Source organism: Burkholderia sp. IT-111MI5 (genome assembly GCF_949752865.1).
GTDB lineage: Bacteria > Pseudomonadota > Gammaproteobacteria > Burkholderiales > Burkholderiaceae > Burkholderia > Burkholderia pyrrocinia_C.
The window spans coordinates 91150-108021 of record NZ_CATKIF010000009.1 but is presented as its reverse complement, the minus strand read 5'-3'; the positions used below and the strand labels follow the sequence as shown (position 1 = coordinate 108021).

Below are 16872 nucleotides of genomic sequence, written 5' to 3'. Positions count from 1 at the left end.
TTGCTGAAGCGAAATCTGAAGCGCTGCTCAGAACGCGATCGGATACGGCGCGAGCTCGCCGCTCTCGTAGCGTTGCGGCAGGTCCGGTGTCGCGTTTTCCCAGACCAGCAGCATCGAACGCTTCGTCGAGTAGCCCTGGTGCCGGATGTCGGCGGGCATCGCGCAAATGTCGCCTGCGCGCATCGTGACGCGTGCCCGCGGTGCGCCGGTGTTCTTGTCGCCGATGTCCCACACGATTTCGTCGGACAGTTGCAGGAACCATTCGACGCGGTCGTTGCCGTGGAACACCGGCAGGATGAATTCCTCGGTGGTCGGGCAGAACAGGCTGCGCCCGCACACCGACGTGACCGACGGATTCCACGTCACGTCCGAGCGCGACAGGTACTTGAACAGGTTGAACGCGTGCAGCTCGCCTTCGAAGCCCGGCTCGACATGCACTTCCGGCTCGTCCTGCGCGACGTCGAGAAACGCGCGGTTGACGGGCAGCTCGTCGCGCAGCGGCGAGTCGCCTTCGAGGCCCGGCATGCGGCGCGTCGCGATCCGCGTGCGCTCGATGGCCGAACCGTTGTCGCCGTGCTTGCGCCCGAATGCCGTGCCCGTTTCCTCGGGCGCCGCGAACGGGTCGAAGCCTTCGTTCGTCCAGTCGTGCAGCATCGCCTTGAAGGTCGCCATGATCGTCGGCGTTTCGAAGGTCTCGGTGTAGTCGACCCCGGCGTCCTTCAGGATGCCGTTGAAGGTGCCCGCATACATGTCCACCTTGCCGTAGTGATTGCGCGTGCCGAACACATGATCGAAATTCACCCAGCCGTAGAAGAAGCCCCACGCCACGTCGCGCATCATCGCGCGCAGGAACGCGTCCGCCGGCATCGCATGCGTGCGGGTCTGGCCTTTCGCGGGCCAACTGATCTTCACGAAATACTCATCGCGCTGAAACGCGAACTCGCCGAGCTGAAAGCGGCGGTAGCCGGTAACGGCATCGGCTTGCGTGGATCGCACCAGATCGGCGGCGAAACCGGCGGAAGGGTCGAGGGTCTCGAGGGTGGCCATAACGTGTCTCCTGGAATATTCGAATGTGAGCGGTCGGAACGGTCAGTGCAGGCAGATCTCGGCCCACTTCTCGACGGACAGCTCGCCGAGGATGGTCTGCACGAGCGCGACACCCGGCTTGCCGGCGACGAAGCGGTATGCACAGCCGGCCGGCAGCAGCGCTTGATGTCCCTTGCGCAGGACGACGTACCCCATCTTGCGGCCGGCCGGTTGTGCGCCGGCGCTGACGGTGCCGCGGCCCGATGCCGGCGGCGTGTCGAGCTTGATGAATTCGATCCGGACTTCGCCGTCCATCTGGATCGTGAACTCGTCATGGGCACATGCGAACCAGGGCGACTGGCCCTCGGTCCTCAGCACTTCGATCACGTATTCGAGATTCTTGCCGGCGACGACCTTTTCGTAAGGGGCCGACTTCGAGGCCACCTCGAAGACGTTCGAGAAGGCGTAGTGCTGGGCGCTGCCGCTGGTGATTTCGATCTCGCCCTTCCTGTAGCTGTCGAGCGAGCCAAAGACGGTGTGGAATGCCGTGTCGGTCATTGCTGTCTCCTGAGTTGAACTGCTTGTTGGATTCAACTCTAGGGGCAAGAGACAGCGGCAACAAGGCAACGGATGGCGATTACGGCATTTGCGTTTCGCGAATAATCGCGCGGGTCACCGCACCCAGCCATGCTCCAGAAGCGGAAGATCCCACGGGGGCTCGTCGCCGATATATTCGGCGAGGAATTCGACCAGCGCCTTCACCTTCAACGCCTGTCGCTGCGTTGCGGGATAGACGGCGGCAAAGCTCAGCGGCGCGAGCTGGTAGTCGGTCAGGATCGGCACCAGCCGGCCCGCGACGAGCGCGTCGCTTGCCACGAGCGTGGGCAGGCAAACGACGCCGCCGCCGGTCAGCGCGCACTCGCGCAGCAGGTGAACGGAGTTCGAGCGAATCATGCCCGGCAGCTCCATTTCGACGACCTCGTCGTCGCGCGTCATCGTCCAGCGATTGCGCGACGGATAGCCCGAATACAGCGCGGTGGTGCGCTGCAGCAAATCGCGCGGATGTTGTGGCGCACCATGCGCTTCGAGGTAAGCGGGCGACGCGCAGAAGAGACGCCTGACCGTGAACAGCCGCCGCTCGATCAGCGATTCGGAAATCGGCGGAAAGATCTGGAACGCGATGTCGAACCCTTCTTCGACGGGGTCGACCACACGATCATTGACGATGACGTCGAGCTGGATGCCCGGGTAGCGTCGATTGAATTCGACCAGCGGCGCGCCGAAGTGATCGAGTGCGAAACCGGGCAGCATCTGGATGCGCAGCCGCCCGGTCGGCGTCGCGCGCAGCTCGCGCATCTGGTCCGTCAACTCGTTGACGCGCCCCACCACCTCCGCGCACTCGCGATAAAACGCCTCGCCCACTTCGGACAAGCGCACGTGGCGCGTGCTGCGATGGAACAGCGGCGCATTGACGAACTTCTCCAGTTGCTGGATGCGGTTCGTCACGACCGAACTCGTCACACCAAGCTGCCGCGCGGCCTCGGCGAAGCTGCTCGCCTCCGCGACTCTTACGAATGCCTCGATGCTGAGGAACCGGTCCATACCGCGCCTTTTTTTCGACAGCGAAACCGGCAGTCTACCTGCACCGGGCAACGGGCTGTGTCATGCGAAAAGCGTCACTGTGTCGCCGAATCGATGTCAATCGCGGAGCGCACCGGCACTGGCGAACGCCTGCGCGCTCGCGCGGGCATTACCTCGGCTGCTTGCCGGCCGCCAGCTCCGGTTGAACGACCACGCGACGCTGCAGCACGGCGGGCGCGGTTTCCTTCAACAGCATGCTGACCACGATGCCCAGCATGACCGCGCACATCGGCAACCACAGAATGTTCTGGATGCCAAAGTGTGCGGCGACGTAGCCGCCCATCGCCGGCGCGATGCCGCCGCCGAAGATCTCGCCGACGCCGACCACCACGCCGATCGACGTCGACACGAGGCCGACGGGCGCAGCCTCGGTCGCGACCGGGCCGGACAGCAGCGACACCAGCCCGAGCGTGAAGAACGACGCGACGAACAGGACCCCGAACAATGCGATCGGCTGCGGACCGAGGCCGCGGAAGATATAGAGCATCACGGCCGTTCCCGCGAAGCCGACGATGCTCGCGAGGCGGCGCCCGACCAGGTCGGAGAGGCCGGGCAACCCGAACTGCCCGAGAAAGCCGCCGAAGCCGATCGCCGACACCACGAGGCCCATCTTCTGCGTGCCGAGCGACAGGTAATCGGTCAGGTACAGCGGCAGCAGCGCGCCGAGCACGAAGACGCCGGTCATCGCGCAGCACAGTGCGGCCATCGCCACGAGGATGTTGCGGCTCTTGAGCACGTGGCCGAGCGAAGCCGGCGCGTGTTCCGACGCGACCTCCTTCACGACCTTCGGCTCGCGGATGACGAAGAACATGATCGCACCGAGGATCAGGCCGGGAATCGCCACCAGCGCAAAGACCCAGCGCCACGACAGGAAGCCGAGCAGCTGCGTGGCGATGATCGGCGACAGCGCCAGCCCGAACAGCGCGAAGCCGCTTTGCTGCAGGCCGAGGTTCAGGCCGCGCCGCCGCGGATGCGATGCGTCGGCCGTCGCCGCGAAACTCGTCGGGCAGAACGAACCTTCCGCGACGCCCATCAGCCCGCGAATCGCCATCAGCCCGAGCAGGCCGCCCGCGAGCCCCGAAAAGCCCGACAGCAGCGAGAACGCGATGATGGCGGGAATCAGCACCTTCCTGCGGCCGATCTTGTCCGAGATGCCGCCCATCAGCGCCGCAAAGACGCCCCACGACAGGCCGAGCACGCCGATGCAGTTGCCGACGTCCTGCGCGGTCAGGTTGAGGTCCTTCATGATCGAAGGGAACAGCGGCGCGATGAGCCAGCGGTCGAGGCCGACCAGCCCGAAGCCGAGCGCCAGCAGCGTCACCGCCTTCCACTCATAGGAGGTATCCCACTCGTTTGCTTTCATTTCCGTCTCCGAGGACTGGTCCGCCTGTGCGCGCCGAAGCGCCTGTGCATAAGCCAGGTCCGATGTTTTTTGTGTGGTGTGCGACGCGAATCGCAACGAAGTGCCGGCCGCCTTTCCGGTTCGACGCATCGAATCCAGCCAGCCGACGCCACCACGATAGGTGCAAGGCTGCGGATCGGGTATGGAACAACCGGCGAACGCGCCATTCGCGAAATGCAAATAATCGGCCGCGAGGGGGCGGGAAGTGTCTACGGGGAAGCGCGGAGCGAATGGACGCGGCGTTGAAATGACGCTCACGCATGCGTCACGGGGAAATCCCTCATGGACATCGAAGAATCGGCGTACCGCTCCGTTTACGCCCCGCATGCAGACGATCCGGCATGCTCGGCTCCCTTCCGACACCGCAATGTGTCGCAGTCCATTCCGAATTGGGAAAAGTCTGATTTTTTGAAATTTGGCAACCCAATTCAGTTCGACGAAAAGTCAGTCACCACGGCGCGGCTGACCCGCAAAGATCAGACATGAATATCACCAAATATGCTCCACATAGGACTTTTATTAAAAAAATAGAACGCCGAAAAACGTCAAACACTGTTTCTTAATGAGTTATTTTTCATCTCGAAATATCAATATTCATTGAAATCGATATAAGTTTGATATTCTCCGCATCGAAATTACGAGTGCCGCTTTATTAAACCGAGAGTCCAATTCGAACAAGTCCGAATCCGGAAAATAATAACGAGATTGCCGTTATGTCGATAGCAGCAACATTTCGAAACTTTGCATCCGGTCTTGTCGACTGGAACAAGCGGCCGGTCGCCCTTCATTTCGGGCAGGCGCAACGCGCAGTCGGCCATCTGCTGGCGCTCCATCACGCCGATATCCGCGAAGGGTTGATGTCGGGCATCGACGGGTACCTGACCTGCGTTTCCACACGCGATCATCTATCCCCCACGCTGTTTCTCGGCCTGCCTGTATCGGTCCGCCTGACGACCGACCGGGGCGACGTGCGGACGATCAATGCAATCGTGCGGGACGTGCATATCGGTCAATCCGACGGCGAGCTGACGGTGTACCAGTTGCACGTCTGCGATGCGCTTTCGTTGATGGACTACCGCACCAACTCCCGCGTATTCCGATCGATGAGCGTTATCGAGATTCTTGCCACGCTGATGAACGAATGGCGACAACGCAGCGCCGCACTCGCGCGTGCATTCGATTTCGATCTGTCCGGATTGCGAACCGAGCGCTATCCGGCACGCGAACTGACGCGGCAGATCAACGAGTCGGACGCTCGTTTTGTGCGTCGACTGCTGCGGCGCGAAGGCATCACGGTTTTTGCGAAGGCCGGGCCGGTCGGAGGGGCGCGTAGCACGACCGAAGAGCGGCCGATTCATACGCTCGCATTCTGCGATGACCCGCTTCGATTGGCGGAATCACCCGCCGGTACCGTGCGTCTTCACCCGCGCGATGCAGGAACCGAACTACGCGATACGGTGACGCTGTTCGCTCGTTATCAAAGCCTGTCTCCCGGCAAAGCCAGCCGTCCGTCGTGGGACTACAAGAAGGCCCGCATGGACGTCTCTGCTATCGCAAGCAGCATCGATCAGGGCGACGCCGGCAACGACCTTGCCCAATTGCTGACCGATGTGGCGATCGATATTCCGCACGTGGGCGATTCGTGGAACGATCACGGCCGCATCACACACGACCGGATACTCGCCCACCAGTTCGAGGCTGAGCGCTACGACGGTATCGGTAGCGTACGCGATATGCCGGTCGGTTACTGGTTCACGCTGACGGGCGACCCCGAACTGGACATGAAGCTGGCCGAACGGCGGCAGTTCGTCATGACGTCGGTTCGGCACGATATCTGGAACAACCTGCCGAAAGACCTGACGAGCCGCGTGAACGCGCTGTTCGCGGCGAGCCGGAACCTCACGCGAACCACACCGTTCCTGCCGGCCGATGCGTCGGACCGAACAGACACGCGTTACGAGAACAGTTTCACGTGCGTGCGTCGCGGTGTGCCGCTCAAGCCGTCCTACGATCCGGAAATCGACTTGCCGCCGGCTCACCTGCTGACCGGCACGATCGTCGGCACGCAGGGAGAAGAAGTGTTCTGCGACAAAGCCGGCCGCGTGCGCGTGCGGATTCACGGCTTCGATCCGGCGGATCACGCGCACGCGCAAGGTGCCGGAACGAACGGGGCGGCCGGTGACAGTGCGCCGATACGTGTCGCGGCGAGTCTGGCAGGCAAGTACTTCGGTGCGCTCTTCCTGCCTCGGGTCGGGATGGAAGTCTTGCTCGGGTGCCTGTCTGGCGATCCGGACCGTCTGGTCATCATCGGGGTTTTGAGCAACGGCGCAAACCCGCCTGCGACTTTCACGCATACCGGCGCGCTACCCGGCAACCGCTACGTGTCCGGGATCAAAACCAAGGAAATCAACGGCGATCGGTACAACCAGCTTCGCCTGGACGATACGCCATCGCAAATCTCGGCGCAGTTGGCGAGCGAACACGCGCATACCCAATTGAATCTGGGGTACCTGACGCAGCCCCGGAAAGACGGACACGGAAGCGATCGGGGCGAAGGTGCGGAACTGCGCACCGACGCCGCCGCGGCGTTGCGCGCCGCCCAGGGCATTCTATTGTCGACCTATGCGCGCACACGCGCGACCGGTGGTCAGATCGATCGCGACGAGCTGATTCACTTGCTCGACCAGTGCGCCGAACTGTTCAAATCGCTCGGCGACTATGCCGGCCAGCATGGCGGACAGTCGGCCGATACCGTCGGCCAGGACAAGATCGCCGATGCGTTCCGCAACTGGACACCCGGCAGCGCGGAATCCGGTGCAGCCGGTGACGCATCCGCGTTGCTGGCGTTCGGCGCGCAGGCAGGATCGCTGCACGTCACTCCCAAAACGCATGTCATGTATGCGGGCGAGAACATCGATCAGATCGCACGGCAGCACGTGCAACTCGCCAGCGGCGAGCGCATCAGTCTGCATGGCGGTCATGGCATCGCGATGTTCGCGCACAGCGACGGCGTGTCGGCAATCGCGAATCAGGGGAAGGTGACGATCCAGTCGCAGAACGACGACACGCAGGTGGATTCGGCGAAGAACATCCAGTTGACTGCGGCGGGCGGCACGCTTGCCGGCATGGCAAACGATCAGGTGGTTCTCGTCACATCGGGCGGCGCGTATCTCAAGCTTGACGGCGGCAACATCGAACTTGGCTGCCCCGGCATCTTCACCGTGAAGTCGGCGGGCCATGCGTGGGATGGTCCGGCCAGCATGAACGCCGATATGCCGAAGTTCGACAAAGCCCCGCTTGGCCGCGTGCCGAAACTCGTTCGCGCGACCGATGGCGATGCGGTGGCGGGCTTCGACGGGCAAATTCAGAAGGCGTCCGGGGCACTGTCGAACCTCACGACCGACACGGCCGGCGAACTGCCGGCGGTCCATGCCGACCAGTTCGAGAAGCTGGCGGTGCAGTTCATCAAGAAAAACGTTTAAAACCATGGCCGCCTCGATTCTCGATCCCCGACCGGTAGCGAACGCGCGCACCGACGAGCCCGCCGCAAAGACCGACGCGCCCGACACGGCTGCATCGCGTTCCGAATCGCCGCCTATCGTCGTCGGCCGAACCGAAGGGCCGATGTTGTTCGACAAGAACAACCGGCTTGTCTGCGTCAAGCAACTTCCGTTGCCTGGGGTCGTCATCTTCGTCCACGGTGTCAACTCTGAGGGCGAATGGTTCGAAGCGTCCGAAGAAGGACTGTGCGAAGGCCTGAATCGCCGACTCGGGGGCCTGGACGATCAGATGAAGTATCAAGGCGTCGATGCCGGACAGTTGACGCCCGCGAAGTACACCGAAGGCGTGACGCCGGACGGGTTTCTGAACCCGCAGCTTTGGGCGGGAACCTATGTCAAACCCGATCCGTCGTTCTCACCCGTCATCCATTTCCGGTGGGGCTACAAGGCGACACTGGAAGAGCTGAAGGAATACGGCGACAAGATCTTTCTGAACGAGAAGGACTATTGGGGCGGCGGTCCGTTCACCAACGGCTGTTCGAGCCTGCCTGATCTTTGGCACGGCGGCCTCGACGACCGGGCATTCGGATGGACGTCCGTGCAGGGTATCAACCCGACCAACCGGCCACTGTATCGCGCGCCGCCGCGTGCGTATGGCGTGCTTGCCGCGTTGCGGCTCGCCAGGTTGATCGAGTCGATCCGCAAGATGCAGGCCAATGTACCGATCACGGTTGTGTGTCACAGCCAAGGGAATATCGTCGGCCTCACAGGCGCGTTCTTTGGTGATGCGTTACCGGAAGTCGAAGATCCTTGGGGGCGTAAGGGACGGTGCGTTGCGGACGCCTACGTGCTGGCGAATGCCCCGTACAGTTTCGCTCAGGGCGAAGGTCAGCAAAAATCCAGCATATTCATGGACACGTGGTCACAGCGCGGAACGAAGGACGACAAGGGCAATCGCGGACGACAGACTTACGCGGCACGCACGCAGACGTTCGGAAAATTCCTGTCGATCATCGGCGCCCGCGCCGCATACGAGCCGTCGCCCGACAAGGTCGATGAAGACATGGCAAATGACCGCGTATCGCCGACGAGCAACAAGTCCTATGCCGCGCAGGATGACCGCGCGCGTCACGGCCTGAACGGTTCGACGTACGGGCGCGTCACGTCGTATTGCTGTCCGCACGATCAGGTGATCTCGGCCGTAACTGTGCAGGGTATCGGCTGGCGCGGTATCGGCAAGCACGAACTCGACGACATCCGCGTATCCGGCGTCCTGACGCAGCGCGTGTTCGCGTCCGGCTTCGATGTCGGCGTGCAGAAACCTTATCGATATTGGGAAGACGACTGGCGGCATGGCGAGAAAGGGACGACATCGGGCTTCTGGTATCCCCCGTCGCCGCCGGCAAAATTCGGTCTGATCGGTGCGCTCAAAGGAAACGAATCCATCTTCGGGATGATGGGAACATTGATCACTGCGCCGATCATGTATGCGGCGACCGCTGCGACTTCCGCACTAAAGATGTTTCGTGTGAACGAAGATCCGCCGAAGGGGTGGACGATCGTTGCGGATGCACCTGCATTGGACGAAACATTTCCGCCGAAGGCGCTGCGGTTCGGCAAGCCGGTCGAAACGCGGGACGGCGACGCGGTAAGCGACTTCAACGAAGGTAACGATCCGCCGTCCGCATGGCGCGATGCGAGCAAGAGCGATGTGGACAAACAGGCAGATGACCCTTATGACCAGTACAAGGCGAAGAACAAGGACGGCGACGCCCAGGGGACGGCCGGGAGTGAAGCCGGGCAGCGTTACGAGGACCGTGCACTGATGCGGATGGAGACGCGCCGAACGTTGAACACCGAGTGGGTCGACGACGACGGTCATGTTATCGGAGAGGATGGGAAAAGCGATCTACCTGACGGCTACAAGGACTGGCGAGACAAGCAGATCACGGATTGGCTGGATCGTGGCCAGACCAATATCTGCCGTGGTGGGGCCGTCGTCACGACACGAACTACGGAACGCAGGGCTATTCGTGGTGATGCAAACCGACGCGGCAGCGCGTTTCGAGCGAACGCGGCCACCGCGACAAGTCATTCAGGAGATTGGTTATATGCGAGGAATTATTCGAGTAGGCGACGTACACACCCACGGCGGCCGGGTCGAGTCCGGAGCCGGAAGGAGCAAGGTAATGGGACGCGCGGTCGCCCGCATTGGCGACGCGTGTTCATGTCCGATTCACGGAACCGGTGTGATTGCCGAAGGTGACATGGCGTTTGATGTCGAAGGCAGCGCCGCCGCATTCGACGGCCACAAGACTTCCTGCGGCGCGGCGTTGATTTCTTCCCTGCAAACTTCCGGGCGTGTCTGAATGCGGCAAAGCCGACGCATGAGCGCCGAACAGTTCCGACTGTTGAAGCTCCAAGATACCCGGATCAAGCCCATCAACCATTGGGCGTTGTTTGAAATCTTCGTGAAGGGCCGGTCACAGCGTGCGCTTGCCGCCGAACTCGGCATGACGTGTTCCGCCATGTCGCAACTTGTGCGGAAGGCCTGGCAAAGGTATCTGGAGCTGCCGGGCAACGATACGCGCCTGACCACACTGACGATTACGATCCCGGCAAAGTACGAAAGCGCATTGCATGCATGGGTTCGGGACGCTCACCGACTGGCCAAGCCATCCGATCCACAGTAACGACTTGATCGAACCCGTGGAACAGTAGCGACCGCCCCCAAATACGAAACGACGCGGGAAGGCACCGCTCGCCCATCGTTTCACGGCAACCCGGCGATGGGGGCACGTCGCGCACGGCCCTGCCCACCAAGAAATAAATTCCACTATTCCACATTAAAAGAAAACGTTATTCCATATCAAGCTGGATCACCGACCTATTTTGGATCCATTTTCCCTCCTGTCCCCCGTATCATTTCTCCCATTCAGAATCAGCAAGAAACGGACATGAGCGACACCACCACGCTGCACTACCTCGACTACGCGGCGACGACGCCCGCGGATCCCCGCGTGATCGAAGCGATGACGGCCTGCCTCGGCTTCGACGGCATCTTCGGCAATCCCGCATCGAGCTCGCATGCCGCCGGCCGGCTGGCGCGGGAACAGGTCGAGCGCGCACGCGCGCAAGTCGCCGCGCTGATCGGCGCGGATGCCGACGAGATCGTCTGGACGTCGGGCGCCACCGAATCGAACAACCTCGCGCTGAAGGGCTATGCGGAAACCGCGACCGACAAGCGCCACCTGATCACGAGCCGCCTCGAGCACAAGGCCATTCTCGATACGATGGCGAACCTGTCGAAGCGCGGGATGTCGGTCAGCTTCCTGACGCCCACGCACGACGGCGAAATCACCGCCGACGCGGTCGCCGCGGCGATCGGCCCCGATACCGGCCTCGTGTCGCTGATGCTCGTGAACAACGAGATCGGCACGCTGACCGACATCGCCGCGATCGCGCGCATCGTGCACGCCGCGGGCGCGCTGCTCCACGTCGACGCCGCGCAAGCGCTCGGCAAGACGCCGATCGACGTGCGTGCGCTCGGCATCGACATGATGTCGATGTCCGCGCACAAGGTGTACGGCCCCAAGGGCATCGGCGCGCTGTTCGTGCGCCGCGACATCGCCGACCGGATCGCCCCGCAGATTCATGGCGGCGGACACGAGCGCGGGCTGCGCTCGGGCACGCTCGCGACGCATCAGATCGTCGGCATGGGTGTCGCGTGCGAACTCGCCGCCGAAAAACTCGACGGCGAAGCCGTGCGGATTGCTGCGCTCGGCGCACGCCTGACGGACGCGCTGTTCGCGCTCGGCGATGTCACGCAGAACGCCGCTGCTGCGCGCCGCATTCCGCACACGTTGAGCCTGACGGTGAACGCGCCCGGCTTTTTCCCGTTCATGCTCGGCGAAGCGCTCGCCGTGTCGTCGACGTCCGCATGCAACTCGACCAGCGGTGCACCGTCGCACGTGCTGACCGCGACCGGCCTCGATGCGGAAACTGCCGGCCGCACCGTGCGCGTGAGCTTCGGTCGCTTTACGACGGAGCAGGACGTCGATTTCGCGATCGCCTGTTTCCGGAAAGCGATCGAGCAATGTCGGGCGACGGCTGCGAACGGGTTTTCCGCTTCGCGGCAGATCACGCCGGCCGATCTGAAGGCGATCCGGAATGCGGGCTTCCGCTCGGTCATCTGCAACCGCCCGGACGGCGAAGGCGACGATCAGCCTGCGTTCGACGAGATCGCGGCGGCTGCCCGCGAACTGGGCCTCGAAGCGCGCTACCTGCCGGTCGAGCGCGATCATATCGGCGACGCGGAAGTCGATGCGTTCGGTGCGTTGGTCGACTCGCTGCAGAAGCCGGTGCTCGCGTATTGCCGAAGCGGGAGCCGCTCCGGCATGCTGTGGAATCGTTTGTCGAGCCGGCGTACGGCCTGACGCGGAACATTGCCCGAACACGCTGCACCGCGCGCCTTCGCACGCAAAGGATGCCGATGCGTTGAGACGTCGCCGGGTGGTGACGCAGGCCAACCAATCAAGCCTCGGCCACCCGGCTGACGCCTGCCGTTGCATGCCCCGCCGGCAATCCTGTCGCGCGCGCCCCTATTCGCCGCCGCCCCCATCGCCATTCACCGGCGAATAAATCGCCAGCTTCAATGCGGGATCGTCGTTCGCCTGAAACGTCGCGTATTCATAACGCTGCGTGCCGCGTTGCGCATGCACGAGCACCTTCTGGCCCGACGCCCCGCTGCGCACGTCGTGCGCATCCCACCATTTCGCGAACTCGTCGCTGCTCGCGCGCAGGCGCTCCACCAGCGCAATGAACGCCGGATCGTTCGCATGGAGATCATGGTTCGTGCGAAACAGCGCGATCATCCGGCGCGCTTCGTCGGCCCAACTCCCGGCGAAGAGCCGACGCGCGTGCGGCTCGACGAACATGTAGACCAGGATGTTGCGGTCGGCTTCCGCGAGCCGATCGAAGCCGAGCAGGTCGGCCGCGGCGGCATTCCACGCGAGGATGTCCCAGCGCCGCCCGGTCACGTACGCAGGCAGGTGAAGATTCGCGACGAGCCGCGCGATGGTGGGCGGCACGCACTCCGGCACGAACGCACGCGACGTGTCTCGCCGCGCGAGCGCGCGCAGATGGGCAGCCTCGGCCTTGTCCAGCCGCAATGCGCGTGCCAGCGCGTCGAGCGTCGCGTCCGACGGGCTGACGTCGCGCCCCTGCTCCAGCCGCACATACCAGTCGACGCCGATGCCCGCCAGTTCCGCGACTTCCTCTCGCCGCAGGCCGGGCGTGCGCCGGCGCGGGCCGTCGTGCAGGCCGACGGCATCCGGCCGCAGCTTCTTGCGCCGCGAGCGCAGAAAATCGCCGAACGGGGTTCGCGTCGTAACGGTCATCGGGGTCGCTCCGTGCAGGGTGGTATCGGTCGATCCTGGGCTCGTGCCGGGCCTTGTTGCGGATTCTAAGCCTGCCAGAATCGGCGCGTCCCCCACCCTCTGGAACAGTCATGAAAGCTGCGATTCTGAAGTCGCTCGGCATGCCGCTCGCGATCGAGACGATGCCGGATCCCGTGCTCGGCACCGGCGAGGTCATCGTGGATGTCGTTGCGGCACCGGTGCTGTCCTATGCACGGGAAGTGTTCAGCGGCGAGCGCCGGTATCCGATCGAACTGCCGATGGTGCCCGGCTGCGGCGCAATCGGCCGTGTCCGGCAAACCGGCCCCGACGCGACGAGGTTGCAGCCGGGCGACTGGGTGTTCTGCGATCCGACCGTGCGCGCGCGCGACGATGCGCTGATGCCCGATATCGTGCTGCAGGGCTGGAGCGCGCGCGGCGAAGGCGGCAAGCAATTGCAGCGCCACTTCCACGACGGCCCGTTTGCCGAACGACTGCGGGTGCCGACCGAGAACGCCGTGCGCATCGGCGACATCCCGCCGGCCGACGCCGCACGCTGGTGCGCGCTCAATACGCTGCTCGTGCCGTACGGCGGGCTGCTCGCGTCCGATCTGCGCGCGGGCGAGATCGTGCTCGTCAGCGGCGCAACCGGCAACTTCGGCAGCGCAGGCATCGCGGTGGCACTGGCGATGGGCGCGCGGTGCGTGGTCGCGCCCGGCCGCAATGCGCGCACGCTCGCGGATCTCGAACGCCGCTTCGGCGAACGCGTGCGCACCGTCGCGCTAACCGGCGACGAAGCCGCGGATCGCGCACGCATGCAGCAGGCGGCGCCGGGGCCGATCGACTGCGTGATCGACCTGATGCCGCCGTCGGTGCCCGCGACGACGGTGCGTGCCGCAGTGATGGCGGTGCGCCCGTATGGGCGCGTGGTGCTGATGGGCGGCGTCGGCATGCTCGGCGGTGCAGGGCTCGAACTGCCGTATCCGTGGATCATGCGCAACGACATCACGCTGCGCGGCAAGTGGATGTGCCCGACGGAAGCCGTGACGCTGATGACGGGGCTCGTCCGCGGCGGGCTGCTCGACCTCGGGCATTTCGACGTGACGGTGTTCGCGCTCGACGATGCGAACGAAGCGGTCGCGCATGCGGCGGCGAACGGCGGGCCGTTCAGGATGACCGTGATCGCGCCATAGCCTCGACGCACGGCATTCGTGAGTGCCGGGTGCCGACGCACACTCCGCGCCAGCACCCGGCCGTCAGGCCATACACCGCTACATCACTCGTCCTGCTGTTCCTGCTGCGCCTGCACCTGCCGCTGCTGGATGAACTGCCGTACATCGCTCATCGTCACGCGGCCCGTGTGCTTCGCATCGATCTCGTCGAAGTGCTTCGACACGAAACCGAGCCCGCTGCTCTGCGCCTGCGCCTTCGTCACGGCCGCACCGTTGCTCAGCACCGTATTGGCGCCGAGCCTCGCGTCAACACGCCGCTGCGCCTGCTGCTGCAGCGTCGTGCCGGTCGACGGCAACACCGGCGCCGCACGCGTGGCAGGAAAGAACGGACCGTCGACACCGCGCCCGCCATGCGGCAGCTTCACCGGCGCCACCGCCTGCGGCGGCAATGCGTAGGCGCTGCTCATCGCGGCACCGAGGACGATCAACGCAGACGTACGCCGAATCAATTTGATTAGGGACATGATCACTCGCATTCAATGGATGAATAGAGGGTTCCTTTGACAAGGAGTCCGTCGCTCAAGGGGCCGCCGCCAGCGTCGTCGCGGCCGTCGCGCCCGGGACGCTGCCGGTCGGCACGCTGGGCGGGTTCTCGTCCGGCCACGGCGGCGGCAGCGTATGCAGCGTCAGCGCCGTCGGAATCCGCTTGCCGCGATAGAACGTCGTCAGGTCTCGCTTCATCTGCGGGCGCGCGACATCGTCCAGATACGTCATGTGACCGCCCTGGAAGAAGTTCACCTGCAGCTTCGGGTTCAGCCCCTTCACCGTCTGCAGCCGCGCGAGTTGCTTCTCGGTGTTGAAGAACGGCGTCGCGAGATCGTGGAAGCCATTCTCCGCGAGCACGCGAAGCTTCGGGTTGAGCTGCAGCGCACCGAGCAGATCGGGGATCGTGTCGGGCATCGGCTGGCCGTCGTGCGAGAAGTCCCATACGCCGATGATGTTGTCGTTCAGCGGCAGGTAAGTCGCATTCGGCGCGGTATAGCCGAGGTAGTCCGGCATCTGCGTCGCGAGCGCGTTCGTGAACGGCTGCGAGATCAGGATGTCGGACGGATCGCCGTCGGTTTGCAGACGCGGATCGGAGTTCGGCAGCGACACGCGTCCGTCATAGCGGCCGACCGTCGTTCCGGGCAGCAGGCTCGTGCCGAACGGGTTCGCGTTGAAGTAGCCGCGCAGCGCCTGTTGCGTCAGGCTCGACGGGATCGACCACAGCTGGAGCGTCGCATCGCTCGGGAACACCGGCGTGCCGAGCGCATCCGGAATGCCGAGCTGGCTCAACACCCACGACTGCGAATACTTCTGCAGCTGGTTGTAGATCAGCGTCGTGAACAGTTCCGTCTGCAGTGCGTACAAAGCCTGGTTCACCGGCGCCGGCGAGACCTGGTTGAAGTACGCCGCGACCGCCGCGTAACCTGGCAGATAACCTGCCACCGTATCGGTTTCGAGCAGCAGCCCTTCCGTCGACTGCGTGATCGCCACCGCTTCCACTGCATCCGCGAAGTAGTTCAGGATTGCCGACTGCAGCACGATGCCCGTCAGGTGCACGCCGGCCGATTCGAGCGCGAGCGCCAGCATGTCGGTGCGCGGCGTGCCGTACGATTCGCCGTACAGGTAGATCGGCGAGCTGCCGCGGCTGTTGACGTTCAGGTAACGCTGGATGAAGTCGCGCATGATGTTCACGTCCGCATCGGAACCCCAGTACTTCTGGTTGGTGTTCGGCAACACGGCTTCCGACAGCCCGGTTCCCGGCGGGTCGATGAACACGAGGTCGGTGGTGTCGATCAGGCTTTCCGCGTTGTCGACGAGCGGATAGTTCGGCCAGTTGCTGCCGAACAGCGGATCGGGCGTGGCGACGCGGGTCGGCGCGAACGAGCCGAGGCGCAGCCAGATCGACGACGAGCCGGGGCCGCCGTTATACACGAACGTGACGGGCCGCGGCTTGCCGTTCGTGCTCGGCGCGGTGTACGCGACATACGACATCGACGCTTCCGCATTGCCGTTCGCGTCCTGCGCGGTCAGGTGGCCGGTGGTGGTCGTGTAGTTGATGGTCGTGCCGCCGGACTTCCACTGGTAATGCATGACCGCCGCTTTCTCGGACACTTGCGCGGCGGCGAGGCCGTCGGTCGCATTCATCGAATACGCGACCTGATCGACGTAAGGCTGGTTGGCCGCCGGCGCCTGGCTGGCGGCCGCTTGCGCGCTGGCCTGCTGGCTAGCGATCGCCTGCGCGAGGCTCGACGCGCCGACGGACGACGAATCGTCGCCGCCGCATGCCGCGAGCGCCAGTGTCATGACGGTCAATGCGCCTAGCCCGGCCAATCGGCCGTGACGACCACGGCGACCTTGGCGGCTGCCGGTACAGCTCCTGTCTGGTTTCATCTCTGCCCTTTGATTTGGTTCGGATACCGCTTCACAAAGGCCGCCTTCGCCGGCGAGACGCGCAGCAACACCCGCCACTCGCGCAAAAGGCGGTTGGGATCGGACTGCTTCAAGAGACTGAACGTGATACAGACACAGCAAACTGCCGGCGAGAATCGTGCTTGAACCGCCCCCTGCAGTTTGGACTTCTTTTCTGATTACCGAAATTTACGACATCGACAAAATAGGCGGTGCTGCGCCGCGTTGTCAAAGATCATTCCGATATTAAAAATCCCGTAATGATGCGAAGGCCGGTCAGT

Annotated in this window: 13 protein-coding genes and 1 pseudogene; 7 read left to right on the top strand and 7 right to left on the bottom strand. The window is 63.8% G+C overall.

Annotated features, from left to right (window positions below; all coding sequences use genetic code 11):
• Nucleotides 1-27: 27 nt before the first annotated feature.
• The 4 genes from ACM6JT_RS07575 to ACM6JT_RS07560 all read right to left on the bottom strand — a co-directional run bounded on the left by ACM6JT_RS07575 (nucleotide 28) and on the right by ACM6JT_RS07560 (nucleotide 4030).
• Nucleotides 28-1047, bottom strand: a complete 1020-nt coding sequence (locus ACM6JT_RS07575) for a hydroxyquinol 1,2-dioxygenase (protein ID WP_034181947.1) — start codon at nucleotides 1045-1047, stop codon at nucleotides 28-30.
• Between the two features lie 42 nt (nucleotides 1048-1089).
• Nucleotides 1090-1584: a hypothetical protein gene (locus ACM6JT_RS07570; RefSeq protein WP_034181946.1), complete on the bottom strand. Its 495-nt coding sequence runs from the start codon at nucleotides 1582-1584 to the stop codon at nucleotides 1090-1092.
• 114 nt (nucleotides 1585-1698) lie between these two features.
• Nucleotides 1699-2628, bottom strand: a complete 930-nt coding sequence (locus ACM6JT_RS07565; protein ID WP_414856206.1) for a LysR substrate-binding domain-containing protein — start codon at nucleotides 2626-2628, stop codon at nucleotides 1699-1701.
• A gap of 148 nt (nucleotides 2629-2776) precedes the next feature.
• Nucleotides 2777-4030, bottom strand: a complete 1254-nt coding sequence (locus tag ACM6JT_RS07560; protein ID WP_414856205.1) for an MFS transporter — start codon at nucleotides 4028-4030, stop codon at nucleotides 2777-2779.
• 321 nt (nucleotides 4031-4351) lie between these two features.
• Between ACM6JT_RS07560 and ACM6JT_RS07555 the strand changes: the two genes are divergently transcribed.
• The 6 genes and pseudogenes from ACM6JT_RS07555 (at nucleotide 4352) to ACM6JT_RS07530 (ending at nucleotide 12005) form a co-directional block, all read left to right on the top strand.
• The gene (locus ACM6JT_RS07555; protein WP_414856204.1) at nucleotides 4352-4555 is read left to right on the top strand and encodes a hypothetical protein; all 204 of its coding nucleotides are present in this window, start codon (nucleotides 4352-4354) and stop codon (nucleotides 4553-4555) included.
• Nucleotides 4556-4782: 227 nt separating this feature from the next.
• On the top strand, nucleotides 4783-7551 hold the full coding sequence (locus ACM6JT_RS07550; RefSeq protein ID WP_414856203.1) for a type VI secretion system Vgr family protein: 2769 nt from the start codon (nucleotides 4783-4785) through the stop codon (nucleotides 7549-7551).
• Nucleotides 7552-7555: 4 nt separating this feature from the next.
• A pseudogene (locus ACM6JT_RS07545) lies at nucleotides 7556-9547 on the top strand (hypothetical protein); the annotation flags it as partial.
• 133 nt (nucleotides 9548-9680) lie between these two features.
• Nucleotides 9681-9938 carry a PAAR domain-containing protein gene (locus ACM6JT_RS07540; RefSeq protein WP_081938507.1) on the top strand — a complete coding sequence of 86 codons (258 nt, stop codon included), beginning with the start codon at nucleotides 9681-9683 and terminating at the stop codon, nucleotides 9936-9938.
• An 18-nt stretch (nucleotides 9939-9956) separates the two neighbouring features.
• Complete coding sequence (locus ACM6JT_RS07535) at nucleotides 9957-10262, top strand: TrfB-related DNA-binding protein (protein ID WP_034182204.1); 306 nt, start codon at nucleotides 9957-9959, stop codon at nucleotides 10260-10262.
• A 264-nt stretch (nucleotides 10263-10526) separates the two neighbouring features.
• Nucleotides 10527-12005, top strand: a complete 1479-nt coding sequence (locus tag ACM6JT_RS07530) for an aminotransferase class V-fold PLP-dependent enzyme (protein ID WP_414856202.1) — start codon at nucleotides 10527-10529, stop codon at nucleotides 12003-12005.
• A 165-nt stretch (nucleotides 12006-12170) separates the two neighbouring features.
• Here ACM6JT_RS07530 and ACM6JT_RS07525 read toward each other — a convergent pair whose 3' ends face one another.
• On the bottom strand, nucleotides 12171-12968 hold the full coding sequence (locus ACM6JT_RS07525) for a helix-turn-helix transcriptional regulator (protein ID WP_034181941.1): 798 nt from the start codon (nucleotides 12966-12968) through the stop codon (nucleotides 12171-12173).
• 110 nt (nucleotides 12969-13078) lie between these two features.
• Here ACM6JT_RS07525 and ACM6JT_RS07520 point away from each other — a divergent pair, with 110 nt between their 5' ends.
• Nucleotides 13079-14158 (top strand): alcohol dehydrogenase catalytic domain-containing protein, encoded by a 1080-nt coding sequence (locus tag ACM6JT_RS07520; protein ID WP_034181940.1) that lies wholly within the window; start codon nucleotides 13079-13081, stop codon nucleotides 14156-14158.
• 83 nt (nucleotides 14159-14241) lie between these two features.
• Here the strand turns inward: ACM6JT_RS07520 and ACM6JT_RS07515 are convergent, their stop codons facing one another.
• A complete protein-coding gene (locus tag ACM6JT_RS07515) occupies nucleotides 14242-14673 on the bottom strand; it encodes a hypothetical protein (RefSeq protein ID WP_063835067.1) in 432 nt (143 codons plus the stop codon).
• A 43-nt stretch (nucleotides 14674-14716) separates the two neighbouring features.
• Nucleotides 14717-16573 carry a S10 family serine carboxypeptidase-like protein gene (locus tag ACM6JT_RS07510; RefSeq protein ID WP_414856201.1) on the bottom strand — a complete coding sequence of 619 codons (1857 nt, stop codon included), beginning with the start codon at nucleotides 16571-16573 and terminating at the stop codon, nucleotides 14717-14719.
• Nucleotides 16574-16872: the final 299 nt, after the last annotated feature.